At 61.0% G+C, this 24,954-nt stretch carries 27 protein-coding genes and 3 pseudogenes; 15 read left to right on the top strand and 15 right to left on the bottom strand.

The window, feature by feature from the left end; all coding sequences use genetic code 11:
* Positions 1–237 precede the first annotated feature (237 nt).
* The 10 genes from E3T35_RS13210 to pilO all read left to right on the top strand — a co-directional run bounded on the left by E3T35_RS13210 (position 238) and on the right by pilO (position 9,887).
* Positions 238–1,908: a GspE/PulE family protein gene (locus E3T35_RS13210; protein WP_134345495.1), complete on the top strand. Its 1,671-nt coding sequence runs from the start codon at positions 238–240 to the stop codon at positions 1,906–1,908.
* Between the two features lie 18 nt (positions 1,909–1,926).
* On the top strand, positions 1,927–3,159 hold the full coding sequence (locus E3T35_RS13205) for a type IV pilus twitching motility protein PilT (protein ID WP_134379493.1): 1,233 nt from the start codon (positions 1,927–1,929) through the stop codon (positions 3,157–3,159).
* On the top strand, positions 3,156–4,385 hold the full coding sequence (locus E3T35_RS13200; RefSeq protein WP_166789951.1) for a type II secretion system F family protein: 1,230 nt from the start codon (positions 3,156–3,158) through the stop codon (positions 4,383–4,385). The genes E3T35_RS13205 and E3T35_RS13200 overlap by 4 nt, the downstream gene beginning before the upstream one ends.
* Positions 4,386–4,529: 144 nt before the next feature.
* Positions 4,530–4,970 (top strand): type IV pilin protein, encoded by a 441-nt coding sequence (locus E3T35_RS20095; RefSeq protein WP_134379491.1) that lies wholly within the window; start codon positions 4,530–4,532, stop codon positions 4,968–4,970.
* A 109-nt stretch (positions 4,971–5,079) separates the two neighbouring features.
* Positions 5,080–5,511 carry a type II secretion system protein gene (locus E3T35_RS13190; RefSeq protein WP_134345493.1) on the top strand — a complete coding sequence of 144 codons (432 nt, stop codon included), beginning with the start codon at positions 5,080–5,082 and terminating at the stop codon, positions 5,509–5,511.
* Positions 5,508–6,086 (top strand): hypothetical protein, encoded by a 579-nt coding sequence (locus E3T35_RS13185; RefSeq protein WP_134379489.1) that lies wholly within the window; start codon positions 5,508–5,510, stop codon positions 6,084–6,086. The genes E3T35_RS13190 and E3T35_RS13185 overlap by 4 nt, the downstream gene beginning before the upstream one ends.
* Complete coding sequence (locus tag E3T35_RS13180; protein WP_134345491.1) at positions 6,077–7,483, top strand: hypothetical protein; 1,407 nt, start codon at positions 6,077–6,079, stop codon at positions 7,481–7,483. The genes E3T35_RS13185 and E3T35_RS13180 overlap by 10 nt, the downstream gene beginning before the upstream one ends.
* Positions 7,484–7,489: 6 nt before the next feature.
* Positions 7,490–8,578, top strand: a complete 1,089-nt coding sequence (pilM, locus tag E3T35_RS13175; RefSeq protein ID WP_134379487.1) for a type IV pilus assembly protein PilM — start codon at positions 7,490–7,492, stop codon at positions 8,576–8,578.
* Positions 8,575–9,243, top strand: coding sequence for a hypothetical protein (locus E3T35_RS13170; RefSeq protein ID WP_134345489.1), 669 nt, complete (start codon positions 8,575–8,577; stop codon positions 9,241–9,243). The genes pilM and E3T35_RS13170 overlap by 4 nt, the downstream gene beginning before the upstream one ends.
* Positions 9,240–9,887, top strand: a complete 648-nt coding sequence (gene pilO / locus E3T35_RS13165; RefSeq protein ID WP_134345488.1) for a type 4a pilus biogenesis protein PilO — start codon at positions 9,240–9,242, stop codon at positions 9,885–9,887. Before E3T35_RS13170 ends, pilO begins: the two co-directional genes overlap by 4 nt.
* Here pilO and E3T35_RS13160 read toward each other — a convergent pair.
* The 7 genes and pseudogenes from E3T35_RS13160 to E3T35_RS13135 form a co-directional block, all read right to left on the bottom strand.
* Positions 9,863–10,273, bottom strand: coding sequence for a PAS domain-containing protein (locus E3T35_RS13160; protein WP_134345487.1), 411 nt, complete (start codon positions 10,271–10,273; stop codon positions 9,863–9,865). The two genes, pilO and E3T35_RS13160, sit on opposite strands and share 25 nt — an antisense overlap.
* Positions 10,274–10,413: 140 nt before the next feature.
* Positions 10,414–10,917, bottom strand: a complete 504-nt coding sequence (locus E3T35_RS13155) for a hypothetical protein (RefSeq protein ID WP_134379485.1) — start codon at positions 10,915–10,917, stop codon at positions 10,414–10,416.
* Between the two features lie 116 nt (positions 10,918–11,033).
* Positions 11,034–11,537 carry a hypothetical protein gene (locus tag E3T35_RS13150; protein WP_092341663.1) on the bottom strand — a complete coding sequence of 168 codons (504 nt, stop codon included), beginning with the start codon at positions 11,535–11,537 and terminating at the stop codon, positions 11,034–11,036.
* A 238-nt stretch (positions 11,538–11,775) separates the two neighbouring features.
* Positions 11,776–11,979, bottom strand: a pseudogene (locus E3T35_RS13145) (integrase core domain-containing protein); the annotation flags it as partial.
* 15 nt (positions 11,980–11,994) lie between these two features.
* The gene (locus E3T35_RS19590; protein WP_198421030.1) at positions 11,995–12,300 is read right to left on the bottom strand and encodes a transposase; all 306 of its coding nucleotides are present in this window, start codon (positions 12,298–12,300) and stop codon (positions 11,995–11,997) included.
* A 440-nt stretch (positions 12,301–12,740) separates the two neighbouring features.
* The gene (locus E3T35_RS20235; protein WP_370449337.1) at positions 12,741–13,088 is read right to left on the bottom strand and encodes a transposase; all 348 of its coding nucleotides are present in this window, start codon (positions 13,086–13,088) and stop codon (positions 12,741–12,743) included.
* Positions 13,089–13,650: 562 nt separating this feature from the next.
* Positions 13,651–13,969, bottom strand: a pseudogene (locus tag E3T35_RS13135) (transposase); the annotation flags it as partial.
* Between the two features lie 462 nt (positions 13,970–14,431).
* Here E3T35_RS13135 and msrA point away from each other — a divergent pair.
* Positions 14,432–14,950 carry a peptide-methionine (S)-S-oxide reductase MsrA gene (gene msrA / locus E3T35_RS13130; RefSeq protein ID WP_134379483.1) on the top strand — a complete coding sequence of 173 codons (519 nt, stop codon included), beginning with the start codon at positions 14,432–14,434 and terminating at the stop codon, positions 14,948–14,950.
* A 296-nt stretch (positions 14,951–15,246) separates the two neighbouring features.
* Here the strand turns inward: msrA and E3T35_RS13125 are convergent, their stop codons facing one another.
* The 4 genes from E3T35_RS13125 to E3T35_RS13110 are packed head-to-tail and all read right to left on the bottom strand — an operon-like array spanning position 15,247 to position 19,339.
* Positions 15,247–16,824 (bottom strand): gamma-glutamyltransferase family protein, encoded by a 1,578-nt coding sequence (locus tag E3T35_RS13125; RefSeq protein WP_241988849.1) that lies wholly within the window; start codon positions 16,822–16,824, stop codon positions 15,247–15,249.
* A gap of 46 nt (positions 16,825–16,870) precedes the next feature.
* Positions 16,871–17,680, bottom strand: a complete 810-nt coding sequence (locus E3T35_RS13120; protein ID WP_304998664.1) for an amino acid ABC transporter ATP-binding protein — start codon at positions 17,678–17,680, stop codon at positions 16,871–16,873.
* The gene (locus E3T35_RS13115; RefSeq protein ID WP_134345481.1) at positions 17,667–18,470 is read right to left on the bottom strand and encodes an amino acid ABC transporter permease; all 804 of its coding nucleotides are present in this window, start codon (positions 18,468–18,470) and stop codon (positions 17,667–17,669) included. The genes E3T35_RS13120 and E3T35_RS13115 overlap by 14 nt, the downstream gene beginning before the upstream one ends.
* Positions 18,471–18,499: 29 nt before the next feature.
* The gene (locus tag E3T35_RS13110; protein ID WP_134345480.1) at positions 18,500–19,339 is read right to left on the bottom strand and encodes an ABC transporter substrate-binding protein; all 840 of its coding nucleotides are present in this window, start codon (positions 19,337–19,339) and stop codon (positions 18,500–18,502) included.
* A gap of 104 nt (positions 19,340–19,443) precedes the next feature.
* Here E3T35_RS13110 and E3T35_RS13105 point away from each other — a divergent pair, with 104 nt between their 5' ends.
* From E3T35_RS13105 to E3T35_RS13090, 4 genes are all read left to right on the top strand, one after another.
* The gene (locus E3T35_RS13105) at positions 19,444–20,184 is read left to right on the top strand and encodes a FadR/GntR family transcriptional regulator (protein WP_134345479.1); all 741 of its coding nucleotides are present in this window, start codon (positions 19,444–19,446) and stop codon (positions 20,182–20,184) included.
* A 77-nt stretch (positions 20,185–20,261) separates the two neighbouring features.
* Positions 20,262–21,026, top strand: a complete 765-nt coding sequence (locus tag E3T35_RS13100) for a sulfite exporter TauE/SafE family protein (RefSeq protein ID WP_134345478.1) — start codon at positions 20,262–20,264, stop codon at positions 21,024–21,026.
* A gap of 364 nt (positions 21,027–21,390) precedes the next feature.
* On the top strand, positions 21,391–21,645 hold the full coding sequence (locus E3T35_RS19585) for a hypothetical protein (protein ID WP_198421029.1): 255 nt from the start codon (positions 21,391–21,393) through the stop codon (positions 21,643–21,645).
* A gap of 22 nt (positions 21,646–21,667) precedes the next feature.
* Positions 21,668–22,171: an SRPBCC family protein gene (locus E3T35_RS13090; RefSeq protein WP_134345477.1), complete on the top strand. Its 504-nt coding sequence runs from the start codon at positions 21,668–21,670 to the stop codon at positions 22,169–22,171.
* Positions 22,172–22,479: 308 nt separating this feature from the next.
* Here E3T35_RS13090 and E3T35_RS13085 read toward each other — a convergent pair whose 3' ends face one another.
* From E3T35_RS13085 to E3T35_RS13070, 4 genes and pseudogenes are all read right to left on the bottom strand, one after another.
* Positions 22,480–22,914, bottom strand: a complete 435-nt coding sequence (locus E3T35_RS13085) for a hypothetical protein (protein WP_134345476.1) — start codon at positions 22,912–22,914, stop codon at positions 22,480–22,482.
* Positions 22,915–22,923: 9 nt separating this feature from the next.
* On the bottom strand, positions 22,924–23,373 hold the full coding sequence (locus E3T35_RS13080) for a hypothetical protein (protein ID WP_134345475.1): 450 nt from the start codon (positions 23,371–23,373) through the stop codon (positions 22,924–22,926).
* A gap of 109 nt (positions 23,374–23,482) precedes the next feature.
* Positions 23,483–23,686, bottom strand: a pseudogene (locus E3T35_RS13075) (integrase core domain-containing protein); the annotation flags it as partial.
* A 7-nt stretch (positions 23,687–23,693) separates the two neighbouring features.
* Complete coding sequence (locus tag E3T35_RS13070; protein ID WP_134345474.1) at positions 23,694–24,788, bottom strand: IS110 family transposase; 1,095 nt, start codon at positions 24,786–24,788, stop codon at positions 23,694–23,696.
* Positions 24,789–24,954 lie beyond the last annotated feature (166 nt).

The following is a 24,954-nucleotide window of genomic DNA, read 5'->3' as shown; positions in this document are numbered from 1 at the left end:
CGTCGTTTAAGCACTCGAGCGCGGTGCCGGGCAGCGGATGCCGCGTGCTGGCTTCGCGCGCCCGCCCCGCCGCCCGGGCCCACCGTAGGGAACCGGGTCCATGATCTATCCCGGTCCTACTTTCCGGGCCCGGGCCCGGAAAGTAGCCGGAGGGCGAAGGGAGGAGGACGGGAAACGGGGTGAAGAGACGTATACTCGGGTTCTACTGTAATTGTGCCCAGTTTGGGGGAGGCGTGTGTGGCAACCCTGACTGAGATTCTCATTCTGCACGGTCTGCTTCCGATCGAAGCTCTCGACACCCTGTTGGCGGGGGATCCGGCCGATGAGGGCGCCGTTCGGCGGCTTGTCGACAGCGGAATTATCACCGAGCTGCAGTTCGCGAAGGCACGAGCCGCCCAGGCTAATCTTCCCTTTGTCGAACTGCTCGAGTATGCGGTCGAGGCGAGTGCCCTCGCCCTCGTGTCGCCGCTGGTCTGTCGACGACACGAAGTGCTGCCAATCGGTATTGAGGGCGGGCGGCTCGTGCTCGCAATGGTGGATCCCGGTAACGTGTTCGCGCTTGACGATGTCGGTGAGGCCTCTCGCATGCGAGTGTCTGCGGTGGTCGCCGAGCGCAGCGATCTGCTCGCGGCGATCGCTCGGTTCCATCGCGCCGACGACGAGCTCAGCAACCTCACGACCACGCTTGAGGAAGAACACGACTCGATCCTGTCGACGCCTGATCCGAGCGATGAAGCCAGCGACGATGCTGCACCCATCGTGCGCTTCGTGAACCTGCTCGTGAGTCAGGCCATCCAGGACAAGGCCAGCGACATCCATATAGAGCCCGGGGAGGTCAGCCTGAGGGTGCGGTATCGCATCGACGGAGTGTTGCACGAGATGCCGAGCGCACCGAAGAGCATTCAGAACGGCGTCATCAGCCGCCTGAAAATCATGGCCGACATCGACATCGCGGAGCGTCGCAAACCGCAGGACGGCCGTATGTCGGTCAGTCACGGCGGCCGCAAGATTGACCTGCGCGTGGCGACCCTGCCGACCGTGTGGGGCGAGAAGGTCGTGATGCGAATCCTCGACAATTCGACCACGAGCATGGACCTGCGCGACCTGTCACTGCTCGACCACAACTACGACGCCTTCAAGACGGCCTACTCCAAGCCTTACGGCATGATCCTCGTGACCGGGCCGACCGGGTCGGGCAAATCGACGACCCTGTACACCACCCTCTATTCGGTGGCCCGACCGGAGATCAACGTGATCACGGTCGAAGATCCGGTGGAATACCGCATGGTCGGCATCAACCAGGTGCAGGTGAACCCGAAGGCGGGCCTCACCTTCGCGAGCGCACTCCGCAGCATTCTGCGTTGCGACCCCGACGTTGTTCTGCTCGGCGAGATTCGCGACCACGAAACCGCGCAGATTGCCATCGAGGCGGCACTCACCGGGCACCTTGTGCTCTCCACCCTGCACACCAACAACGCACCGAGCGCCATCACCCGCCTCACCGAAATGGGCATCGAACCCTTCCTCGTGGGGAGCGCGCTGGACTGCGTCGTCGCCCAGCGCCTGGCTCGACGCTTGTGCGACCGCTGCAAGATGCCTGACGGGCGCGACCGGGACGAGCTCGCACACCTGCGGTTTCCACTTGAGCCGGATCATCCGCTGCCCCTCATTTTTCAACCAAACGGATGCGCCAGCTGCTCCAATACCGGCTATCGCGGGCGCCTTGCCGTTCATGAGGTGATGACGGTAACCGAGGAGATCGAACGTCTGTGCGTCGCGCGTGCGTCCAGCGCCCTGATCAGCCACACGGCTCATGAGCAAGGCATGATCAGCCTCCGCGACGACGGCTGGGCCAAGGTCGGGCTCGGCCTCACCTCGGTGGACGAAATTCTTCGAGTGGTCGCGTAGGCCGAAAGGACAGTCACGATGAGTCAGGAAATTTACGAGATTCCGGTCACTCCGCCCGGCGTCGCCGCGGAGAGTTGGCCGCTCGACGATCCGAACCTCGACGTCGGGCCTGACCCGGCGCTCGTCGCGGCCCTGCGCGACGTCGTGCTGCAGGGTGCCTCGGACCTGCACGTCACGGCGGGAGCGCCGCCCTGCATCCGCATCGACGGCGGACTGCGGGCTATCGACGGGGCCGCCGTGTGGAAGCGCGACAAGGTGGCCACGGCGCTGTTCAGTCTGCTCACCCCCGAGCAGCGGCACCTGTTCGAGGACGAACTCGAGCTCGACTTCGCCTATACGACCACCGGAGCGAGGTTCCGGGTGAACTACTTTCAACAGCGCGGAAGTGTGGGCGGTGCCTTTCGCCTGATCCCGGGGGAAATCAAACAGCTGGGCGAGCTCGGTGTGCCGGATGCGGTCGCCCAGTTTGCACAGTTGGCCCGCGGCCTTGTGCTCGTCGCCGGCCCTACCGGCTCGGGCAAATCCACGACCCTGGCAGCGCTCATCGACCTGGTCAATCGCACACGGGCCGACCACATCGTCACCGTCGAAGATCCAATCGAGTTTCTGCACCAGCACCACAAATCCTTGATCAATCAGCGTGAGGTCGGAAACGACACCCACAGTTTCGCGGCGGCGCTCAAGCACGTGTTGCGGCAGGACCCCGACGTGATTCTCATCGGTGAACTGCGCGACCTGGAAACCGTGTCGGTGGCCCTCACTGCGGCAGAGACCGGACACCTCGTTTTCGCAACTCTGCACACCCAGGATGCTGCCCAGACCATCGACCGCATCATCGACGTTTTCCCGCCCTACCAGCAGGGGCAGGTGCGCGCCCAACTCGCCGCCACCCTACAGGGCGTGGTCTGCCAGACCTTGGTGAAAAAGGTCGGTGGTGGCCGGGTCGTCGCTACGGAGATCCTCATCGTTACGCCGGCCGTCGCCAATCTCATTCGCGAGGGCAAGACGTACCAGATCGCCTCGGCCATGCAGGCGGGGAAAGCGCTGGGAATGCACACCATGGACCAGCACCTCGCCGAACTCGTCAACGCCGGTTTGATCACTCGCAAGGCCGCCGAGGACAAAGCTCAGGACCAGGACAGCCTCGCCCAGCTTATTCGCAAGACGGATGTCAGCGATCTCGCGGCCGGCCCATCGGGGTTTGACGGCATCGATTTCGGTGATTCGTACTCCACCAGGGAACCGCAATGACCACCGGCGGGGTCTTCGCCTACAAGGGTCGCACCGCAGTGGGAAAGATCGTCACGGGTCGGCTGGACGCCGCGTCTGAGAACGCGGCGATGGTGCGGATGCGCGGTATGGGGCTGGCGCCGATCTCGGTGACCGAGGTCACCGTCGGGACCGGGCTGAAGAGGGAGGTGCGGATCCCCGGTCTCAGCAAGGGCGTCGGGCTGAAAGACCTCGCGATCATGAGTCGCCAGATGTCGACCATGACCAGTGCCGGGTTGTCCCTGCTGCGCACCCTGAACATCCTCGCGGAGCAGACCGAGAACGCTCAGCTCGCGCGCATCCTGGCAACGATTCGATCCGAAGTGGAGACCGGGGCCGCGCTCTCCGAGGCGATGATCAAGCACACGGCAGTATTTCCACCCATCATGGTCAACCTGGTTCGCGCGGGGGAGACCGGCGGATTTCTCGAAAATTCACTCAACTCGGTGGCCGGAAATTTCGAGTCTGAGGTGAAATTGCGCGACACCATCAAGTCTGCTCTCGCGTACCCGGTGGTTGTGTTGATCATGGCGGTGCTGGCGGTGATCGGCATGTTGATCTTCATCGTGCCGGTTTTCGAGAAGATGTTCGCGGGGCTCGGTGGGGAGCTGCCGCTGCCCACCCAGATTCTCGTGGTGCTGTCGAAGATGATGGTCTGGCTGGGGCCGCTGCTGCTCGTGCTTGGCGCTGGGTTCGCGTACTGGTGGCGCGCCAACAAGAATTCCGAGGCGGTGCGCCGGCGGGTTGATCCGTTCAAGCTGAGACTTCCGGTGTTCGGACCGTTGCTCACGAAACTCGCCATTGCGCGTTTCAGCCGAAACTTCTCGACCATGATCGCTGCTGGCGTGCCCATCCTGCAGTCGCTCGCCATTGTCGGTGAGACCAGCGGAAACTGGGTGATTGAATCAGCGCTGCGCAAGGTAACCGAATCGGTGCGCCAGGGCGGGTCGATCGCCGGGCCACTGGCGCAGGAGCCGATCTTTCCACCCATGGTCGTGCAGATGATCGCCGTCGGCGAAGACGCCGGCGCCCTCGAGCAGATGCTCGCCAAGGTTGCTGACTTCTACGACCAAGAGGTGCAGGCCACCACCGAGCAGCTCACGGCACTCATCGAGCCGCTCATGATCGCGTTCATCGGAGTGGTGATCGGCGGAATGATCGTCGCCCTGTATCTGCCCATGTTCAGCATCTTTGAATACGTAAAATAGCCGGTCAGAGAATGCTAAAACGAGTTTTCAAGTTACCCCCAATTAAGGGGTAGAAAACCGTAAGATCAAACCAAGTGAGATTTTGGCATTTCCCACTTACCCAATATCCCACAGTAATGCCACGGCAATAAGGAAACCACGCTCATGATCCGACCCCTGATCCACCGCACCCTGCACGCACTCTCCCGCACCCGCACGGCAATTCGAGAACGGCAGCAGGGCTTCACCCTCATTGAGCTGCTCGTGGTCGTTCTCATTATCGGCGTGCTTGCCGCCGTGGCAATTCCGATCTTCCTCAACCAGCAGGAGGGCGCAAAGGACAGCGCTGTCAAGGCCCAGATCACCCAGGCGAAGACCGCTGTAGTCGCCGAAATGGTCACCAACACCTTCCCGACGCCCGGCGCTGATGGCAGCTTCACGGCGAGCGCCTATACCAAGAGCGACGAAGTCACGGTAAAGCTCAATGGTTCAGCGACAGCGTTCTGCATCTCGGGCCAGTTCACAGGATCGGCCCGCATCTTCGTCATCGACGATAACGGTGCTGCTCTGCAGGGGACCTGCGTCTCGAACGTCGCGACCCCGTAGCCGGTGCCGGGTGGGGTGTCACACGTGGCTCCCCGCCTGCCTCCGTCTGGTGGACCCACCGATCCATATATTTTCAGTGCACTGTTTCGATCGACCGAAGGGGGCGAGCATGCCCGATTCGCCGCGCCGCTCGCATTCGTGCAACGAGGGCGGATTCGGGGTGGTCGAAATTGTCGTGGCCATGTTCCTCATCGGGCTCTTGGCCGTTGCGTTTCTGCCGATTCTCGTGCAGAGTGCGCGCGTCTCCGACACGAACGTGACCATCGCCGAGGCGACTCAGGTCGTTGCCCAGCAACTGCAGCGGGTCGGGGCTGCCGGGTCGAGCTGCTCAGCGGTCAAGGCCGTCACCGCGAGTGTCCCGGCAGCAGTGGAAACGAAACGTGGTGCCCTGCAACCGCACTTGAGGCTCAACCTGCCGCCTTCCGACGTGTGCGCCGAACCGTACCTACGCGTCGTGCAGATGAGGGTGTGGGCATCGTCCGTCGGGTCGAACGACGAGTTGGCCGCTGCGGAAACCCTCATTCTGTTGGATGCGCCGTGACCGACAGTGGGCAATCCCCTTTGACGGACGCAGAATCGGGATTCACCCTGATCGAACTTCTCGTTTATATGAGTTTTGCTGTCGTTGTGCTCGTGATCATCGGCGGCATGCTGATCAGCTCGGTGGGAATCGAACGGGACGTGCGCAGCACGACCGAAGCGACCGACCTCGGACAGCTGATCAGCCGCTCGGTGCAGGTCGGGGTGCGTAACGCCTCGCAGGTCTCTCTGCAGAACAGTGATGGTGCTCAACTTCTCGTCGTTCGAACGGCGGGCCGCGGTGCAACGGTGGTGTGGTCGTGTCAAGCGTGGTTCTATACGTCGGATTCTGGGGGTTCTTTGTACACAAAGCGCACAACTCCAGCAAGTCACATCGCTGCGCCGGTTTCGGCCGACCTGGACAGCTGGATCAAGCTCGGCGTCGGTGTGAGCACAACCGGTGCCGCTGTCTTCGGCGGGGTCAACGATCGCATCACCGTTGACCTGAACCTGGCTGCGGGCGCGCAGGATGATGTAGTCGTCAACACGACGGTCACGCCGCGCACACTTGCGACGGTGGGTGCCCCGTGCCTGTAAATCAGAACGGCGCGAGCGTCGAGCGAGGCAGTGCGCTCATGGCCGTCATCGGCGTTATGGGGGTAATGATCGTTATCACCCTGACCCTGACCACGGCCACGCTCTACTCGCTTGATTTCACCCGCAGCACTCGTGCCTCCGTGCAATCGGTCGCCGCCGCCGAAAGCGGTGTCAGCGCGGCCGAACTCAGTTTGACCCAGGGCACCTGCCAGCCCAGCTACTCGCGATCCTCGCCGCAATTCACAGCCGACGTGGCGTATTCCCTGAGCTCGACCGACGACGTATGGGTGGCGGGCTGCCCCGCCGCCGGCGTCCAGGCTGTGCGTTTGCGCGTTGAGTCAACCGGAAGCTCGTTGACCGGGTCAGCGTCGGATCGAGCTCGGGTCGAGGCGATCTTCGAGTACGAGTCGGCAGTGCCCCCGGGCGTGCAGCCGAGTGGCGCGGCCATGTACCTCTATGGCGGTGTCGTGTTTATGAACAATGCCGACCTGCTCGTGGCCGAGTCGGGTCGGGCGGCCATCCAGGTAAAGAACGGAAACGTATCGTGCTCCAATAACACCGTGATCGAGGGTGATGTCGTCGTTTCGGCCGGCAACCTCAATATCAGCGGATGCTCCATCGAGGGCAACGCGTGGGCCACCGGCGCCGCGACACTCGGCGCCGTAACGGGCAACCTCACCGCGGCGAGCGTGAACCTGACGGCGGACCAACGAGCTAGCAGGATCGGCGGCGTCTATACGCGCTATACCGTCGGAACACCGATTCCCACAGTGCCGCCCTGGGTCGATCTCAACTACACACCGAGCGACTGGATCGACGCAAGCGGAGTGCCTTATAAGGTCGCGTCAATCGGTGCTGGCTGCACCATCGATGCGACGACCCTATCTGCGGCCGCGAACGGCGGCAAACCCGTCATTATCAACGCCCTGGCTGCGTGTGCCTCCGGTGTCACCGCAGCCGGCACGGTAAAGCTCAGCTCCGATGTCGTGATATTCGCCAATAAATTCACCTTCGTCAACAACGTGCATTTTCAGTCCTCGTCGACGTCTCGACACAAAGTTTGGTTCATCACGCCCGACCTGGTGGCCGACAATCTGCCCACCTGTGGTGCGTCGCAGGGGGACTTCTTGATGAAGAACAGTTTCACGGTAGCGTCCACACTCGACGCCATGACCTACACACCCTGCCGGTTCAACGCGATGAATACTTTCGAGTGGCGCGGCCAGCTCTACGCGAACGGGGCCAACGATTTCAAGAACAATACCCGGTTCGAATCTGCCCCGCTCGGCCTGCCGGGAATCGACCTCGACACGGGCACGGTGACCGTCGCCGGCTCGGCTGGCACTGTTCCGCGCCTGGGAAACATGACGTCAATGAGGGACCTGAGTGATGGATAGCACACCATGACGCGCCACGTCGTCGGCATCGATATCGGTCGTGCATCGTTGCGGGCGGTCGAACTGGCCGATGCCGGCCGGGAGCAGCCGACCATTATGCGCTTCCATGAGGCGGCGCTGCCCGACGGCGCCGTGGGACGCGGCGAGGTACTCGAGCCCAACACGGTCGCCTCACAGCTGAAACGGCTGTGGGCGGGCGGCAAATTCACCACCAAGAATGTTGTCATCGGTATGGGCAACCATCGGGTGGTTGCTCGAGACCTGACTGTTCCGGCGCAGTCGATTCGCAGCATCCGTGAGTCGTTGCCGTTTCAGGTGCAGAACCTGCTCTCCGTTCCGGTGTCGGAGGCCCTGCTCGACTTTTACCCGATCAAGGCCGTGCCCGGTGATGGCCAATCGGGGCCGCAGCTCAACGGACTCCTGATCGCCGCGGTCAAGGAAGTGGTTTTGCGTAACGTTCGGGCGGTGCAACTGGCCGGACTCAACCCGGTCGCGGTCGATTTGATTCCGTTTGCCCTCAGCCGCGCTATTCGTCGGGGTGGCCCCACCGACGATGTGGTGGCGCAGATCGACGTCGGAGCCGGGACAACGAGCATCGTGATCACTGCGGCCGGAGTGCCCCAGTTCGTGCGGCTCATTCCGGCCGGTGGTGACGACGTCACCCAGGCGCTCACCGCTCGGCTCGACCTGCCCGTCGAACAAGCCGATGCCCTCAAACGCGCCTCCAGCATCGGCTCAAGCGGGCCGTTCCCGGGTGGGTCAGCGGATGCCGCTGAGCTGGCCGATACCGCGGCGACCGCCGCGCTCGTCATTCACGAGGGCGTGAGTGAACTGCTCGCCAGCCTGCGCAACACCGTGAATTACTTCATCCACACCCGGAGCGACCTGCCCGTGACCCGTATCGTTCTGACCGGGGGCGGAGCACGGCTGGGCGGGTTCGCCGCGCAACTCGGCGAGCTCACTCGCCTTCCGGTCGTAGCGCCGAACCCATCCGGCGGTCTCACCGTGGGCCGTGGCCTCGACGCTCTGCGGCTGGCAAATTCCGGTGGGGACTATCTCGTCGCGCTCGGTCTCGCATTGGGACGCACTCCATGAGCGCCCAGAACGCCGATCACGACCCGATCATCGGCGGTGAGCCCCGGGTCGACCTGTTGCCGCCCGAAGTCACGGCGGAACAGAAGGGACGTCGGCTCCGGCGGGCGCTCGCCGTCGCGGTCGTCGCCGTGGTCATCGCGACGGGCTCCGGTATCGCGGCCGCCACCTGGGAAGCCGAACGCAGCCAGGCCAGCCTGGCTGTCGTACAGGCCCGCACGACCGAGCTGCTGGCCGCGCAGGGTGAATACATCGAGGTGCGGCGGGCGCAGGAGGAGGTCGACGCGACCCTCGCGGCTCGCCGTCTGGCGGCATCCGTTGATATTGACTGGACCGCATATCTGCAGCAGATCCGTGCCCGCCTGCCCGGTGACGTTGTGATTGGCGCGGTGACCCTCGACGCGGGTTCGCCCTGGGCTCCATATCTGCAAGCGACGGCGCCGCTGCAGCCGCACCGCGTAGCCGCCATCAACCTCACACTGACCAGTGCGACCCTGCCGAGCATTCCCGACTGGCTCGACGCGATGGCGACCCTGCCCGGGTACGCGGACAGCGCCCCGACCCGGGTGGCGCTGCTCGACTCCGGGGCGTACGAGGTCAGCCTTACCCTGCACGTCAACGGCGAGGCGTTCTCGAACCGATTCGCCGACCAGGAGGGTAACGGATGACGCCGACGAAGTGGTGGCTGGTGGGCGCGATGCTCGTCATCGTGCTCGTCATGCTGGCCGGGTACACGCTCGGCATCTCGCCCAAACTCGACGAGTTGAGCGAGGCCCGCACGACTCGCAGCGCGGCGCTGGCGCAGAATGAGGTGTATGACCTGCAGCTCGCGGCACTGCAACGTCAATTCGACGGCCTCGAAACGGTGCAGGACGAACTCGCGGTGCTGCGGGAGGCGATCCCGGGCGGTGCGGCGCTGCCCACTCTGATCGGCCAGCTGGATGGCATCGCCGGTCGAACATCCGTCACCCTGACCGAATTCTCCTCGGCCGACGCGATGCCGTATCTGCCGGTCGTCGCGCTGCCCGACACCGCTTCCGGCGTCGATCCCACGACGGCAGCAGATGCTTCGGCCGCGCCGTCCGCCGCGTCGAGTCCACTGGTCACGGCGGAGAACTTCGTCGCCGTGCCGATCACGATCGCCGTCACCGGAAATTTCGACGCCGTGCTGGAATTTCTTGACGGCCTGCAAAACGGCCAGCGCCTGATGACCGTGACGTCGTTCAGCACGAGCGCAGCCAGCGCCGAGGCTCCCGACCGGGTGACCGGCCAGATCGCGGGGATCGTCTACGTTCTGCTGAATGGTGAATGAGACGTTCGTTCGGTCAGCGGTGCGAAACCAAGGTGGGCTGCACCGTTGGCGCGGGCACCCTCCAGCAGCCGGGCTGCGACCTCGACCAGTACGGCGTCGCCGGCCAGGTGGCCGACCAGAACGCCGTTGTCATAGGTCGGCGCTGAATGTACCTGCACCCAGTTCACCTGGCCGTTCGGTGTGCGAAACCGCAGACTGGTCTGGTACGCCGTGCCGTCGGCCGCGTGCACGGCCCATTCGCTGCCCACCCGCTCGGTGTCATCGGGGTGCATGGCAGCGGCCCATCCGGAGCCCTGGGACTGCTCGGGGGTGAGTCCGCTAAGCGCCAGCCACTGGTCGTTCGCGGTGAGCAGGCCTCCGGTCGAATCCAGCTGCACGATCCCCACCGGGACTGTCTCTTAAACGGTGTTTCCGGCCTGACGCGCTGGACCTGGGTCTGGCGGGAAAGGTGCCGTGATGGCGAGCGGGACGCTGATGGCGGCGATTCTCCCGCCGAACCTCAGAAGTGGGGCGGCACCTTGCTGCGTCAATACTCCATGCCGGGCTTGAGACCGTCCTCCAGTTCGAAACAGGGCGAGAAGGAGTCGATTTTCAGAGTCTTCCCAGAGTCCCAGACCCCCGCGCTGTAGGAGTCTCCCTGTGTCGCGATCATGTCTACCCGGAGTGTGCCGCCGCGAACGGCTTTTCGTTCCACGGTCACCCCGGGCTTTTGCTCCCACGCGGATGCGATCGCGTCGATGAGCTCCTCGCCATTCACCTCACCGATCAAAGTGAGGGTCGTGAGGCCGGGCCAGGTATATCCGCCCGCCGAACATCCCATGAGGTGTGCCGTCGTGAACTGAGACTGATCGCCCACATTTTGCGCTGGGACAAGGGCCGCAGCCTCGTCCTCCATCGCCATCGCGATGCCCTTAGCTGTCTGCAGATCCATCATCGCCTCACTTTCCGGGTCCGTAGACGTACACGACGCCAACACTGCTGTCAGCGCGACAATCCCGACGATGGCCGCCCATTTTCCTGTGGGATTCATCCGTAAATCAGCTCCTCAAGATCTACAAGGACCAGTCGATTGTTCACATCCGGAGAGGCCTAGGTTGTTGCTGTCAATCGGAAAGCCCTGCCTCATGGAGGACCCGGACGACTCAATCAATACTTCATGCCAGGCTTCGTGCCGCCCTCCAGCTCGAAACACGGCGAGAAGGAGGTGATTTGAAGTTCGGTGCCGGGAGCCCAAATCGACGCACTATAAAAGTCTCCCTGAACGCCCGTCATGTCTACCCTCGGTGCGCCCTGCCTGGTCTTGCGTCGCTCCACGACCACTCCGTCCTTCTGCTCCCACGCGGAGGCAATAACATCGATCATCGCCTCCGCATCGACATCACCGACCAGAGTGACAGTCGTTCGACCAGGCCAAGCCAACGTGTCATTCGCGCAGCCCAACAAATAGGTCATCTGCAACTGAGACTGGTCGCCCACATTCTCGGAAGGAACGAGTGCAGCGGTCTCGTCCTCTAATGCCATCGCGATGCCCTTCGCTGTCTGGAGATCCATGGTCGTCTCGCTTCCCTGATTTGTCGGCGCACATGAAGTCAGCACGGCTATAAGAATGAGCAATCCAGTAATTGCCGTCGTCTTGCCCTGGCGATTCATCCGTAAATCAGCTCCTGTAGGTCCACAAGAACCTCTTGATTATTCAAATCGTCGGTGGCGACGAGGTTGTGATTGTCCAACGGTACGCTCGGGTTCAATATCAACGCCCCTTCCCCATCCATTGAGATGAAGGGCTTCGGGCCTTGGTAGAAAGGCCCGGCATCGAAGGCGCCGTTGGAGCGCGGGTTGTTCCCTGACCTGCTGCGGGTATTTCGGACAGCGGAATTAGTGGATTTTTCTACGCTGCCAGTGCTGGCTGTTGATAACCATAGTGGACTTCATTGGGCCGGCGATATCCGAGTGCGGAGTGCGGGCGGCGGCTGTTGTAAAACCCTTCGATATAGCGGATGACGTCGCTGCGAGCTTGTGATTTCGTGGCATAGGTAGTGCGATAGACGCGCTCGTTCTTGAGCATTGAGAAGAAACTTTCGGCCATGCTGTTGATGCCCCTATGTTGTCAATTCATGCTGCGCGAGGTTTTGGGCTGGTCGGGAATGGTTTTCAGGATGGTGAAGATTTCGCGTGCGAGGTATCGTTTGAGGCAGCGGATGACGTCTCGCTTGCTTTTCCCTTGTTCGGTGCGGTGCTGCAGGTACTTCTGGGTGGTTTCATCCCATCGAAGTCTCGTCAGCACGATTCGATACAGGGCTGCGTTGGCTTGGCGGTTCCCACCGCGATTGAGGCGCCGCTTCGTCGTTTTCCCTGACGAGAACTCGACCGGGCTGACGCCGCAGAGCGCTGCGAATGCGGCTTCGTTCTTCATTCTTCATTCTTTCGGGATTGTCGCCGACGGCGATGAGTAGCGCAGCGGCGCTGTCGTAGCCGACACCGGGGCGGTCTAGGAGCTCGGGCGCGCAGGCTGTCACCGTTCGTGTCATGGCCGTTTCCAGGCGGCTGAGTTGCTCGGTGAGGTGGTGGATGCGGGTGGCAAGTTCACTCATGAGCATTCGTTCGACGGTGCTGGGCAGCAGCAGGGCGCAGGCCCGGCTGAGGGCTTTGGTGCTGAGTCCACGGAGCTGATCGCGCAGTGCTGGCTCCGCTCCGACAACGAGGCCTGTGAGCTGGTTGATCGCAGTCGTTCGTGCCTTCACTGCTGACGATTTCACCAACCGCATGTGGCGTAGGTCTTCGGCGGCACCGATACCTGTTTTCGGCGTCGCCAAGGACCGGCCGGCGAGGACTGCCCGGGCCGCGGCTTAAGCGTCAACGGCATCTGTTTTTCCGGCTTTGCGCCGCAGTGCTCGGTCTGGTTGATTTACCTCGAACACTGTCACGTTCTGGGTTTGGAGGTACTTCATCAGCGCGAAAACCGTACGAGCCGGTGCATTCGATACCGGCCGCGTTCCCGTCCCCGAACCGGTGGGCCCACTCCAAAGTCGCCGCATAGCCATCGCGTGTAGTCGGGAAGCTGTGAGTCGCTAGAAGAACTCCCGTGATCGTCAGGATCGCCGCGACGTGGACATCCTTGTGTGTGTCTACGCCAAGGATCACCCCTTCGCCGTGGAGCGCTGGTCGCGACTTTCGCGGGTGCTTCAGAACAGATGAGCTCATGGCTGCCTTTCGTGGGGTGTTGACGAGCAATTCCACGAGAGGAAGTCAGTCAGGACTGTGACGATCCACGCAGGCAGCGAACGCCCACGGAAAGGCCCCTATTGGGACATGGCTGGGCCAGGTGAAATTCAGGCACCAGACCCGGTCGCGGCCGACAGATCAACGCAAGGACACGCCGGCGATGAGGCCGGCTGTCAATCCCAACACGGGTCAAGCCGCGACCTGGCCTGATGGGTTGATCGTCTCACAATCCCAGCAAATACCGGTCAATCCCATCGAGCGTGTGATGCCATTCTCGGCAGCGAACGCGGTGATCTGAGCGGAGGCATATTGGGGTTGGGAGTGGTAATGGACCCAGATCGTACGATAAGGCCGACGAACCCAATGGCGGCCCGGGATTCTGGAAGGGCTGTACTAAAAAAGTTGACATACATGGCTTACCGGTATTGATTCTCGGCACGAGTTATCGACCCTAATTTAGCGCCGTGTCGCTGGGCATGCTTCTCCCGCCTGCAACCCAACAACCCTTAGCGCACGTTTCGTTCCGGTGCTACTCAGACCCCGGCACCAGGCGCGGGATGAAGCTCCCGCCACGGTCCCCGGGGAATGTCCAAATCGAGTGCACCGACCTCAGCGTCGCCCACTTTGGGCGTGGAACCATTACGAGAATTCGGATAGAACCGGGCTTCTGGGTCGCCCTTCTCGTAGCGGAGGTGCTCGGTCAGCTCGATCTGCAACCCGCGTTCGAGGGCCGCTTCGATCAGGCCGGGCACGAACCCGTCCTCGCCCGTGAGCTGGATTTGGCCGGCATCGATCTTCGAGAACAGCGAATCCAACGCGCCGCTCTCGCGGAGGTCATCGATCGCCTTCGCCGTCTGCAGCTGAGACGGGGACCGCGGTGCCTTGCGCAACTCGTTTCGATTCGTCATGACCATGAGTATCACTCCTTCGAGCAGTCGATCCGCAACGCCTTACACAGGCCATCTGACACCCTCGCCTTGGTTCGAGCAGGTCTTCCGGACCCTCTCAACTCGGGCCCAGTTCACGGGCTCAGTGCACCCATCCAATCACTGCGACAGGCTCCGCTGTCGGCCCCATTCGAGTCTTCATCGTCACATCATCCAGTGTCGTCATGACGGCACCCTCCCCGCCGAACTCACGCTCAGTGTGTCTGGCACGAAACACCATTTAAAAGACAGACCCTTCGTCAGCAACGGCTCCTGTCGACACAGTGGGTGCAGGGAACATTTGGCAGTGGAGGCCTGTTCTACGTGACGTGGCTCGCTCCGACCGCAAGCAATTTGCGGTTCGAGCAGCCCAATGACTACGAAGGAGTCCGCACGATGACCACAACGACAGAAACAGCGATCTTGGCCGGCGGATGCTTTTGGGGAGCGCAGCAGTTGTTGCGTAAGCGCCCAGGAGTGATCTCGAGCCGAGTCGGATATTCCGGCGGCGAGGTGGCGAACCCGACCTACCGTCACCACAAAGGCCATGCGGAATCGGTCGAGATCGTGTTCGATCCCGACCAGATCGCCTACCGTGACGTGCTGGAGTTCTTCTTCCAAATCCATGACCCGTCGACGAAGAACCGTCAGGGCAACGACGTCGGCAACAGCTACCGATCGGCGATCTTCTACACGAATGACGAACAGAAGCGCGTCGCGGAAGACACGATCGCCGATGTCGACGCCTCCGGCCTCTGGCCCGGCAAAGTTGTCACCGAGGTGACCCCGGCTGGCGACTTTTGGGAGGCCGAGGAGGAGCACCAGGACTACCTCGAGAAGCTCCCAAACGGCTACACCTGCCACTATGTGCGTCCCGGATGGAAGCTCCCGAAGCGTGAGCAGCTCGCGTCCTAGCTTTCTCTGTGGTTTTGCCCGGATCGCACCGGGCAAAGATTTACGCCACGGCACCAGCGTCGTGCGCAGGGCCGCGGGCAAACCCACAGCCCTGGCCGCTTCGGTTAGCAAGACGTCCCTTGCGCCGAAACCAGGACCACCAGTGGCATACCCCGGACAGCGCGACCCTCACTAAACCACGCCCGAACTCTGGGAACAGAACCAAAACGAAATGGCGCACCGCGCCGCCAGCGCCGGCCAGACCGTCGCGTACCTCGCCGGAGGTGGTGATTGGTTCTCCCCGGGGAATCAAAGGATTAAGCTCTTGGGACGACGAAGGCGGAACCGTCAGACCGTGGATCGCTTGCGGCAGTGAAAATTCCATCCGGCTGGGCCGCGACGATCTGCAGATGGCCCATCCAATCCGTCAGGGGAGGAATTTCGTGGACGGCGAACCCAGTCTTCAAGATGGCTTCTTTAGCTTCGGGCGCCGTGTCGGTTTCTACGTATACGGTCTCAGGACCGTCCGTTGGAACGTGCGGACCTACGATCCAACGAGCACTGGAGACCGTATCCTCGGGGGTGGCTCCAGCCAGTAGCCGCAGGATTGCCTGAGTATGGATCTGCGGTTGGCCCTTGCCGCCCATCGTCGCATTGGCCCAGCGAAGGTGCTCGCCCTGTGTGACCAACACCGGCATCAAAGTGTGACTGGGGCGTTTCCCGGGCGCCAAGATGTTTGGAGAGTCTGCGTCCAAGGAAAAGGACATGCCACGGTTCTGCATGAGGATTCCCGTTGTCGGTTCCAAGATGCCCGAGCCGAAACTGAAGTAAATGCTCTGGATGAGAGATACGGCGAGTCCGTCGGAGTCTGCGGCGGCGATTCCGACGGTGTCGCCGGTAGGGATCTGAATATTGCCTGTTCCTTCTCCCCCTAAGGAGGCTCCCTGAAGTAGCTGGTCCAGGTCAAGGGCTGTGAAGCGCGGATCTGCCAGGAGTTCCTCGCGGAACCGGTTCCCGTCGAAGAAGAGCCTGCCCAGCGAATCAGCGTCGCGCCCCAGGGGATCTTGAATACCGAGTTCATCGAGCATCTTCAGGACCCTGAGGAGGATGAATCCTTGGGTATTGGGCGGACTGGTGTGGACCCGGTGTCCCCGGTATTCCAGGCTGATCGGTTCGCAGACCTCAGCTTGATAGTCAGCGAAATCATCAAACGTCAACGCTGATCCCAAACGTGAGAGTCCGTCTACCAGGGTTCGGCCGATTTCGCCACGGTAGAACTCGTCCGGCCCGCCCTTTGCCAGTGTGCTGAGTGTCCGTGCCAGGGCGGGTTGCTGCAGGAGAGCGCCCTCACCAAGTGGCTGTCCGTCGCTGAGAAAAATGGAATTTATTCCCGGATCCCGCGCGATGAGATCACGTCCGTTGATCAGGGCCTCAGCCAGGGAATGGGAAACGGGTACACCCTCGGCCGCGTACTGAATTGAGAGGTTGAATTGTTCGGCCCATGGCAATTCCGCGCCGAGCCTGCTGATTTCTTTCCATCCGGATATGGTTCCCGGAACCGTGATGGTATCGACGCCGCGTTGTGGCAACTGGCCGCCGTGTCTCTTCCGCAGCTCGGTGATGTCGACGTTTTGCGCCGCGACACCAGTCGCGTTCACACAATGGACCCGGCCCTCCGGAGTGCGTACGAGAGCGACTAGGTCACCACCAAGTGCGGTGTTATGGGGGTACACGACGGCCAAAGCCGCTGCGGCCGCCAAAGCGGCGTCAATAGCGTTTCCTCCGGCCGCATACGCGGCTTCACCGGCTGCAGTCGCGAGGGAGTGAGATGTTGCGATGGCACCGGATCTGGCGGTCACCGAGGATTCCGAAGTAGGAGTTGAAATCATGGTCATTGAGATAGCCTTTTCTATGTGGCGAATCACGTTCCTGCGATAGCTCCTAGAGAATTTTCGACAGGAATTCGACGGTTCGCGGATGGTTCGGGGTCTGGAAGACCTGTGTTGGATGGCCTTCTTCAATGATTCGCCCGTCGTCCATGATTACTACTCGATCCGCGACCTCCCGGGTGAATCCCATTTCGTGCGAAACCACGACCATCGTCATGTTGTCCGCGGCGAGTTTTTTCATGACGTCCAGGACCTCGCCGATCATTTCGGGATCGAGAGCGCTGGTCGGTTCATCAAAGAGCATGACGGTCGGATCCATGGCCAGTGCCCGAGCTATGGCGACTCGCTGCTGCTGGCCGCCGGAGAGATTGCGCGGTTTCGCCAGTGCCTTGTTGAGCAGACCGACCCGTTCCAGCAGTCGCTCGGCGGTCGTGACGGCCTCCTTTTTTGACTTTCCCAGCACATTCATGGGTGCGTGGCAAATATTGTCGAGCACGCTCATATGGGGGAAAAGGTTGAAGTGCTGGAAAACGAAGCCGATGTCCTGGCGTTTTCTGGCGATTCCCTTCGCCGTATCCCTCTTCTGCGTCCCGCGATGGCCGCCTCGGTACCCCACCATTTCACCGTTCACGAGGATGCAGCCCGAGTCAATTTCCTCGAGGTGGTTGATGGTGCGAAGCAGGGTGGTCTTTCCAGCACCGGAGGGCCCGACCAGAACGACCACCTCACCCTGGGCAACCGTCAAGTTGATGTTCTTGAGAACCTGGACTCCGCCCAAGACCCGACATATATTTTGAATTTGTACCATCGGTGTCCGCACGTCAGCTATCGAGTTCTGGGTCGTGTCGTTAATGGTTGCCATCTGGACTCCTAACCAATTCTTTGATTGAACGTCGATCGATGAATCTTTGCATCATCGATTTCGCCCTGATGATTCCGATTTGGTCATTCAGCTTGATCTCGATGGCGCGCTGGATGAATGTCCAAATTGTGGTGAGGGCAAGGTAATAGACGGCCGCGACCAGGAAAATCTCAAACGTCTTAAACGTCGTCGAACTGATGCCTTGTGCGACGAGGAACATCTCGCTGACGCCGATGATGCTCAGTATCGAAGTCGTCTTCATCAGTCCGTTGAAAATATTGCCGAGTGGTGGAACCATTGTTCGCAGTGCCTGCGGGATGACGATTTGCCGCATGCCGCGAGCTGGAGTCAATCCCAGCGCTTCCGCCGCCTCAAGTTGACCGCGGTCGACGGCCTCAATTCCCGAGCGGACAATTTCGGAGATATAAGCACCCTCGTGAATCGTCAGGGTAATGATGGCTGCCTGGATGACCCCTTGGAACACGAACCCGAAAATAAAGATGTCTTGAAAACGATAAACACCGATCGCAGCCAATCCGCTGTAGATGAGGACCAGCTGTACCAACAGCGGTGTACCGCGGATGAGCCAGATATAGACGCCAGCGAAGCCGCGGAACAAGGCGATTTTTGATCTGCCCATGAGGGCGATACCGACGCCGACGACCAGTGCCAGGGCCATGGCTGCAACCGATATATAAATTGTTCGCCATAAGCCATCGAGAAATGCGTCGGTAGGCGTGAGCAGGTGGCGCCAAAAAAACGCCCAATCAAAAATGAGGCCGGTATCCATTAATCCTCCGAAATAGGTGATCGTGAGATTCAGTCGAGGGCGAGGGAATCAACGTTCCAGTCTGCGAGGATTGCGTCGTAAGTACCCTCCTGTCGAACTTCGTCCAGGGCGGTGATCAATGCATTTTGGAGCTCGGTGCTGCCCTTATTCACTGCGGCTCCAACCGTGATCTTGCCGTAGGGCTCACCTGCGATTTCGAAAGCGTCCGGATCCTTCGTCTGGTAGTAGAGGACGAGGGCGCTGGTGTCGCTGTACGCATCTAGCTGTCCCGCAGTCACCTGCTGAAGGCCGATGGTTTGATTGTCGAGGGACATCAATGTGAGCTCGCCCAAACCTTTGCTCGCGCAGTCCGCGGCCTGCTCTTCGCTCTTGAACGCAGCGGTGGTTCCGACCTTGACGCCGATTTTCATTCCGCACAGGGAGTCGTCCATGCCCGTGATCTGGTTGGGATTGCCGACCTTGACGGCCACGGCCTGTCCGGAGAGCATGTAGGGAACGAAATCGACAACCTTTTCGCGTTCGGGCTTGATATAGAGAGAAGCCATGATCACGTCGCACTGTTGCGCCTGAAGCGTGGGGATGATTGCGGCGAACTTGGTTTCCCGGAAGGTGGGTGCCAGGCCCATCTTTGCCGCGAGCACGCGGGCGAGGTCGACCTCCGCTCCCGTTTCGACATGGTTCTCGTCATAGAAATTATTCGGCGGGCTCTCGAAAGGAGTGCAGAAGGTCAGAGCGCCCTCGGTTATCGTGCGGGGAGCTTCAATCGTCGTGCTGCTGGCGTCTACTTCTGCGTTGACAGTGCTGTCGCACGCCGTTAGCGCTAGGCCGGCGACAACGAGAATTGGAACAATCTTGGTTAAAGCTTTCATAGGTTCTCCTGAGATTGCAAATGTCTTGGTAGGACCAAGCTAGGCGCGAGAATCCTGTAATGTCAATACCGCACACCCGTTGGTCGGACCAGAGAGCGTAAAAGATGAATCAAAGTTGGAGTGGACGACTCTCAACCCCGGATGGACTGGTTGTTCGCATCGAACGCCTGATCCTGTCCCGCGAATTGGCGTCGGGCTCAAAACTCCCCCCTGAACGCGAGTTGGCAGCAATTCTCGGTGTATCTCGCTCGTCTCTGCGAGACGCCTTGCGTGCTTTGGAGGTTCGGCGTATGGTCCGCCGACAGCCCGGTATCGGCACCATCATTACGGACCCGGGAGCCACCCCGCACGGTAATGTTCTCGCTTCCGGCCTCGATATTGCGCCGTCCGGCTTGGACGACATCATGGACGTCCGCGCGTGCATCGAGCCGCCCATCGCGTCGAGGGCCGCCACTCGGGCATCGATAACGGATATCGCCAATTTGCATGGGCTGATTTCGGAGATGACGCTGGAGTTGACGCCCGGCGAGTATGGCGCGCTCGATCGAGTTTTCCACCGATCGATCGCCCTGGCCGCCCAAAACCCCTTGTTGCTACGCCTGTTGGATCGGGTGAATGAAATTATTGAGCCAAGCCGTGGTAATGCCCTTCTTACCATCGCGCGACAACGGTCATCGATCGCCGAACACCAACAGATCGTCAAGGCGATCGCAGCTCGTGACTCCGAAGGCGCTTATCAGGCCGCCGCAGTGCATGTCGAGTCGGTTCTCGCCCACATCGCGAAGCAACAAGCGACCCGGTCAAATACAAGCTCTCCTTCTCTTTGGGGTGTGCCTGACGCCTGATTTGTGAAGTTGGGCAAAGCTATCCGTGGCGAAGCCAGCATGAGTCGATCCCGCAGGATCGAAGGAACGAGAACTGAATGAGTATTCTTGACGGAACGATCATTTTGGTGGCCGGCATTGTGGCCGGCATCATCAACGTCGTAGCGGGTGCTGGCACCTTGATTACGTTTCCCACCCTGCTTGCGCTCGGAATCCCACCACTCACCGCCAACGTGTCAAACACTGTGGGTCTCGTGCCCGCCGCAATCACCGGTACGTATGGATATCGTCGAGAGCTCAGCGGGCAGTGGCGCAGCGTTGGCGTGATGGCCGTATTTTCTGCGATCGGCGGATTGGTCGGCGGGATGCTCCTGCTCGTACTTCCGGCGGCCACGTTTTCCATGGTGGTCCCGTATTTGCTGTTACTCGCCGCTCTACTTTCCGCAATTCAACCTCGGGTCGCCCGATTCGTGAGGCGCAAGTCCACAGGGATCGTCGCGGATACCCGCCCGGTGACGTTCGGGCTCGTCCTCGGCATTCTGGGCACCGGGGTATATGGCGGATATTTTGGCGCCGCGCAGGGTGTGGTGCTGCTGGCGCTCTTGGGCATTCTCTGGTCGACTGACATGCATAAGGCGAACGGTGCCAAGAACGTGCTTGCGGGTATTGCCAACGTGGTATCCGCCGTGATCTTCATCTCGAGCGGAACGGTGGATTGGAAGATTGCGATTCTGGTCGGTGTCGGCTCCGCCACGGGCGGATGGCTCGGTGCACGAATCGGCAGGAGTCTACCGGCGAACGTTCTCCGAACAATTCTCGTCGTGGTCGCCGTAAGCGCGGCAACCGTCCTGTTCATTACCTAGCATCTTCTCTGTTGTCGTGAATTCGGGAATGTTACGCACACTTCCCTCCCGAGTACGTAACTGGCCACACCTCCGGACTCCGACTCCTGCGAGTAGCCGCCCGCGCGCGAGCGGAGCACGGCCGCGAAGCGATGGCGCCGCTGTACGCCGCCTTCGGGACCCACATCTTCGCCCCCCCCCCGACCCGGACAACCATCGGACCGAGGTCGACCTGCGTGAGCTCCGCGGAACGCGTGAGTTCGCGGAGCCGATCCTCGCCGACGCGGGCCTACCGCTCGAGCTGGCGGAAGCTCTCGACGACGAATCATGGGACATCGAGATCCAGCAGGAGACAGACGAGGCACTCTCCCTGACGGGAAAAGACGTGGGCACGCCCATCATCCACTTCGAGCCACCCACCGGTGTGGCCTTCTTCGGACCGGTGATCAGCCGGCTACCACACGAGGACTCGGCAGCCGAATTGTGGGACCACGTAGTCGCTCTGGCCCGCTTCCCAGGTTTTGCCGAGCTCAAGCGCAGCCTGCGCGAACGGCCACAGCTGGCCGCGTTCGGAGTCGACGCGGACACGGTCGGAAAGCAGGAGGACTGGCACGGCGGCAGCCGACGGCAGAAGAAATGACCCCTTCCGCTAGGGTAAATGCATGAATGAGACGAGCACCGTCAGCCACCAGGAGTCCATCCTCATCGAGGCGTCGGCCGCGTTTCTCTACGACCTACTCTCCGACATCACCCGCACCGGCCAGTGGAGCCCGGTCTGTACGTCATGCTGGTGGGACGACGAAGCCGAGGCCGGTCGGGTCGGTGCCTGGTTCACTGGACACAACGAGCTCCCACACCGGACCTGGGAAACCCGGTCTGAGGTGGTGACAGCAGAGCACGGTCGCGAATTCGCCTGGGTGGTCGGCGGCAGCTTCGCCCGCTGGGGCTTCAGCTTCACCGCCGCGAAGACCGGAACGATGCTCACCGAGTCGTGGGAGTTCCTACCGGACGGGATCGCCATGTTCAAGGAGAAGTACGGCGAAGACGCCCACGCTCAAATCACCGACCGCACCCAGCAAGCCCTCGACGGCATCCCAAAAACCCTCGCCGCGATCAAGCGGATCGCCGAGGTCTCCATCGACGCAGGGGAGCAGACCCAGTCATAACCGGGCCGCTCGGGGAGGGGCTTCTCCGAAACGGTGTTTCCAGCATTTCCACCGTCCGCAGGTATCGCGCGCGGCGCGTGGACACCTGAGACGGTCTATTTCTGCGCTAGTCGCTGCCGCGTAGCTTCAGAATCCGTCTCGGTAACTTCCTTCCACCTGGCGTGACATGCAGCGCGCTAGGACTGCCGTGCGAACGATCCTTATCGGACGCCCCGGGCCCCACGCCCTTAGCGTCGGATATTCGACGAATTCACAAGTCACCCCAAGTTGCCCTAATGCGAGAGTGGGAATCAGGCAGGGCTTAGGAACTAGGTAAGAAGGAGCCGTTCAACTCGCAAAAGCATGTCTTCGACGTGAACTCGGGAGAGGGAGGCACGATACTCTTTGGCTCGCTCGTCTTCGGCTGGTTGATCATCGGCAAGCCAGCCCTTGAAATAGCGTCGAGTTCCGCCCAGCGCCCAGCGTGCGGGCAAATCACCTGAACGTGGCCCATCCCCTGGGTCATCGGTAACCGTGGAACTCCCATCATGGTTCTCTACGACGAGCTTCCACTTCCACGTTCCCGCTTCGATCCAAACTAACTGTGAGGTGTTGCTCGTCGGGTGAAAGACGACTGCCTCCTTCGGAAATCCCGCCACGGTTCCAGCGTTCGGAAACGCTTCGATAGTCGGGTTGAAATCCGGGAGCAACTGATAGATCGCTGTTGCCAGCGACTTGTAACGTCCGCGATCACCGAAGGCCATAGCGAGAGCTTAGCGAAACCGAGTCGTATCTGAGCCCATTGCGTCGCCCAAAGCGAGTCCGAGCATCAGACCTCGGGCTTTGCTCTCCCACGTTGCTGGGGCAGCATGGAGCTTGACGAGTCCGCTTCGTCCACGCTCCCCCAGGCCTGTAGCCGAGTCCACCTGCGTCGTGACGGGGTCAGGCGTGGCCGCGATGAGTTTCTCTCCATCGGGTCCTTCCATCCCCCGGTAGTGGAATTCCCAGAAGCCGTTGATCTGCGCCTCGATGGTGCACACGTATACGGCGTAGAGGCTGAACTGGTGAGGCTGACTCAATGGCGTTTTCGAGACCATTCCTGTCAATTTCTTGCCCGAGAGGATAGTCGGAAGGTCACCGGACTTGAGTCCGTCTCGCGGACCACCGAAATAAGAGCAGTAGAGAGTCGGGTCCTGATTCTTCGCTGAAGGGTACGTCGTCATTGTGTGCTCCTTTGCTCAGTCCGGTCTTTTCGCTTGTCCGTCACAGTATCTAGGCAGCCACCGACTGGGCTGCTGCGGGGATTTCGGACAGCGGAATTAGTGGTTTCTTCTACGCTGCCAGGGCTGGTTGTTGATAACCATAGTGGACTTCGTTGGGGCGTCGGTAGCCGAGCGCTGAGTGCCGGCGTCGGCTGTTGTAGAACCCCTCGATATAGCGGATGATGTCGCTGCGGGCTTGGGTTTTGGTCGCGTAAATGGTCCGGTAGACGCGCTCGTTTTTGAGCATCGAGAAGAACGATTCAGCCATGCTGTTGATGCCCCTATGGTGTCAAATCGGCCCGTGTTAGATGTTTGGGCTGGTCACGGATAGTTTTGATGATGGTGAATATTTCGCGGGCGATGTAGCATTTCAGGCAGCGGATGACATCTCGTTTGCTTTTGCCTTTCTCGGTACGGTTTTTCAGGTATTCCTGGGTGCGTGGGTCCCATCGAAGTCGGGTGAGCACGATGCGATAGAGGGCGGCGTTGGCTTGTCGGTTGCCGCCCCGGTTGAGTCGACGTTTCGTTGTTTGCCCGGATGAGAACTCGACCGGGCTCACCCCGCACAGAGCCGCGAAGGATGCCTCGTTCGTCATCCGTTCGGGGTTGTCACCGACAGCGATGATCAGCGCTGCAGCACTGTCGTAGCCGATACCGGATCGTTGGAGGAGTTCTGGCACGCAGGCCGTGACTGTCTGCGTCATGACTGTTTTCAGACGGGTGAGTTCGTCGGTGAGGGAGCTGATCCGGTGGGCAAGTTCCGCCATCAGCATCCGCTCGACACTGGTGGGCAGCATGACCGCACAAGCCCGGGTGAGAGCCTTCGTGGTCAGCCCTCGTAGCTCGTCTCGCAGACCGGGTTCAGCGCCGACGACGAGTCCTTTGAGTTGGTTGATCGCGGTCGTGCGTGCTTTCACCGCTGAGGACTTCACTAACCGCATCTGGCGAAGGTTCTCGCTTCCTCCGATACCGTCCTTCGGGGTCGATAACGAGCGACCCGCGAGCACTGCTCGTCCGGCAGCTTCGGCATCGACTGCGTCTGTTTTCCCCGCTTTTCGCCGTAACGCACGATCGGGTTGGTTGACCTCGAAGACCAGCACATGTTGTGTGTGGAGGTATTTCATCAACGCTGAACCGTATGAGCCGGTGCACTCGATTCCCGCCGCGCTCACCTCACCGAAACGGTAAGCCCACAACAAGAGAGCCTGATAGCCGGCACTGGTGGTTGCGAAACTGTGGGTTGCCAGAAGCACCCCAGCCATCGTGAGGACGGCTCCGACGTGAACATCTTTATGCGTATCGACGCCGAGGATTACTCCTTCGCCGTGGAATACCCCATGAGGTTTGCGAGGGCGCTTTAAAACGGGGGCGGGCATTGAGTTGGCCTTTCATTCGCTGTTCTATCGAAGGCGGTTCCGCGAAGAAAGTCAGTCAGGACTGTGACGATACACACGGGCAGGGAACACCCGGGCAAGGCCCCTATTGGGACATGGCTTAGCAGGCGGAACCCTGCTCCAGACTGGGCCGAGGTCGACAGATCAA

Source organism: Cryobacterium sp. TMT1-2-2, assembly GCF_004403505.1.
In the GTDB taxonomy this organism is placed as follows: Bacteria; Actinomycetota; Actinomycetes; order Actinomycetales; family Microbacteriaceae; genus Cryobacterium; species Cryobacterium flavum.
The sequence above is the reverse complement of the archived record's forward strand: the minus strand, read 5'-3'. Positions and strand labels throughout refer to the sequence as shown.

Coding starts and splice junctions, on each gene's coding strand:
- E3T35_RS13205 (WP_134379493.1), top strand. CDS start 1,927: ATGAGTCAGGAAATTTACGAGATTCCGGTCACTCCGCCCGGCGTCGCC.
- E3T35_RS13200 (WP_166789951.1), top strand. CDS start 3,156: ATGACCACCGGCGGGGTCTTCGCCTACAAGGGTCGCACCGCAGTGGGA.
- E3T35_RS20095 (WP_134379491.1), top strand. CDS start 4,530: ATGATCCGACCCCTGATCCACCGCACCCTGCACGCACTCTCCCGCACC.
- E3T35_RS13190 (WP_134345493.1), top strand. CDS start 5,080: ATGCCCGATTCGCCGCGCCGCTCGCATTCGTGCAACGAGGGCGGATTC.
- pilM (WP_134379487.1), top strand. CDS start 7,490: ATGACGCGCCACGTCGTCGGCATCGATATCGGTCGTGCATCGTTGCGG.
- E3T35_RS13170 (WP_134345489.1), top strand. CDS start 8,575: ATGAGCGCCCAGAACGCCGATCACGACCCGATCATCGGCGGTGAGCCC.
- pilO (WP_134345488.1), top strand. CDS start 9,240: ATGACGCCGACGAAGTGGTGGCTGGTGGGCGCGATGCTCGTCATCGTG.
- E3T35_RS13155 (WP_134379485.1), bottom strand. CDS start 10,917: ATGAATCCCACAGGAAAATGGGCGGCCATCGTCGGGATTGTCGCGCTG.
- E3T35_RS13150 (WP_092341663.1), bottom strand. CDS start 11,537: ATGAATCGCCAGGGCAAGACGACGGCAATTACTGGATTGCTCATTCTT.
- E3T35_RS19590 (WP_198421030.1), bottom strand. CDS start 12,300: ATGAAGAACGAAGCCGCATTCGCAGCGCTCTGCGGCGTCAGCCCGGTC.
- E3T35_RS20235 (WP_370449337.1), bottom strand. CDS start 13,088: ATGAGCTCATCTGTTCTGAAGCACCCGCGAAAGTCGCGACCAGCGCTC.
- msrA (WP_134379483.1), top strand. CDS start 14,432: ATGACCACAACGACAGAAACAGCGATCTTGGCCGGCGGATGCTTTTGG.
- E3T35_RS13125 (WP_241988849.1), bottom strand. CDS start 16,824: ATGACCATGATTTCAACTCCTACTTCGGAATCCTCGGTGACCGCCAGA.
- E3T35_RS13120 (WP_304998664.1), bottom strand. CDS start 17,680: ATGGCAACCATTAACGACACGACCCAGAACTCGATAGCTGACGTGCGG.
- E3T35_RS13115 (WP_134345481.1), bottom strand. CDS start 18,470: ATGGATACCGGCCTCATTTTTGATTGGGCGTTTTTTTGGCGCCACCTG.
- E3T35_RS13110 (WP_134345480.1), bottom strand. CDS start 19,339: ATGAAAGCTTTAACCAAGATTGTTCCAATTCTCGTTGTCGCCGGCCTA.
- E3T35_RS13105 (WP_134345479.1), top strand. CDS start 19,444: ATGAATCAAAGTTGGAGTGGACGACTCTCAACCCCGGATGGACTGGTT.
- E3T35_RS13100 (WP_134345478.1), top strand. CDS start 20,262: ATGAGTATTCTTGACGGAACGATCATTTTGGTGGCCGGCATTGTGGCC.
- E3T35_RS13090 (WP_134345477.1), top strand. CDS start 21,668: ATGAATGAGACGAGCACCGTCAGCCACCAGGAGTCCATCCTCATCGAG.
- E3T35_RS13085 (WP_134345476.1), bottom strand. CDS start 22,914: ATGGCCTTCGGTGATCGCGGACGTTACAAGTCGCTGGCAACAGCGATC.
- E3T35_RS13080 (WP_134345475.1), bottom strand. CDS start 23,373: ATGACGACGTACCCTTCAGCGAAGAATCAGGACCCGACTCTCTACTGC.
- E3T35_RS13070 (WP_134345474.1), bottom strand. CDS start 24,788: ATGCCCGCCCCCGTTTTAAAGCGCCCTCGCAAACCTCATGGGGTATTC.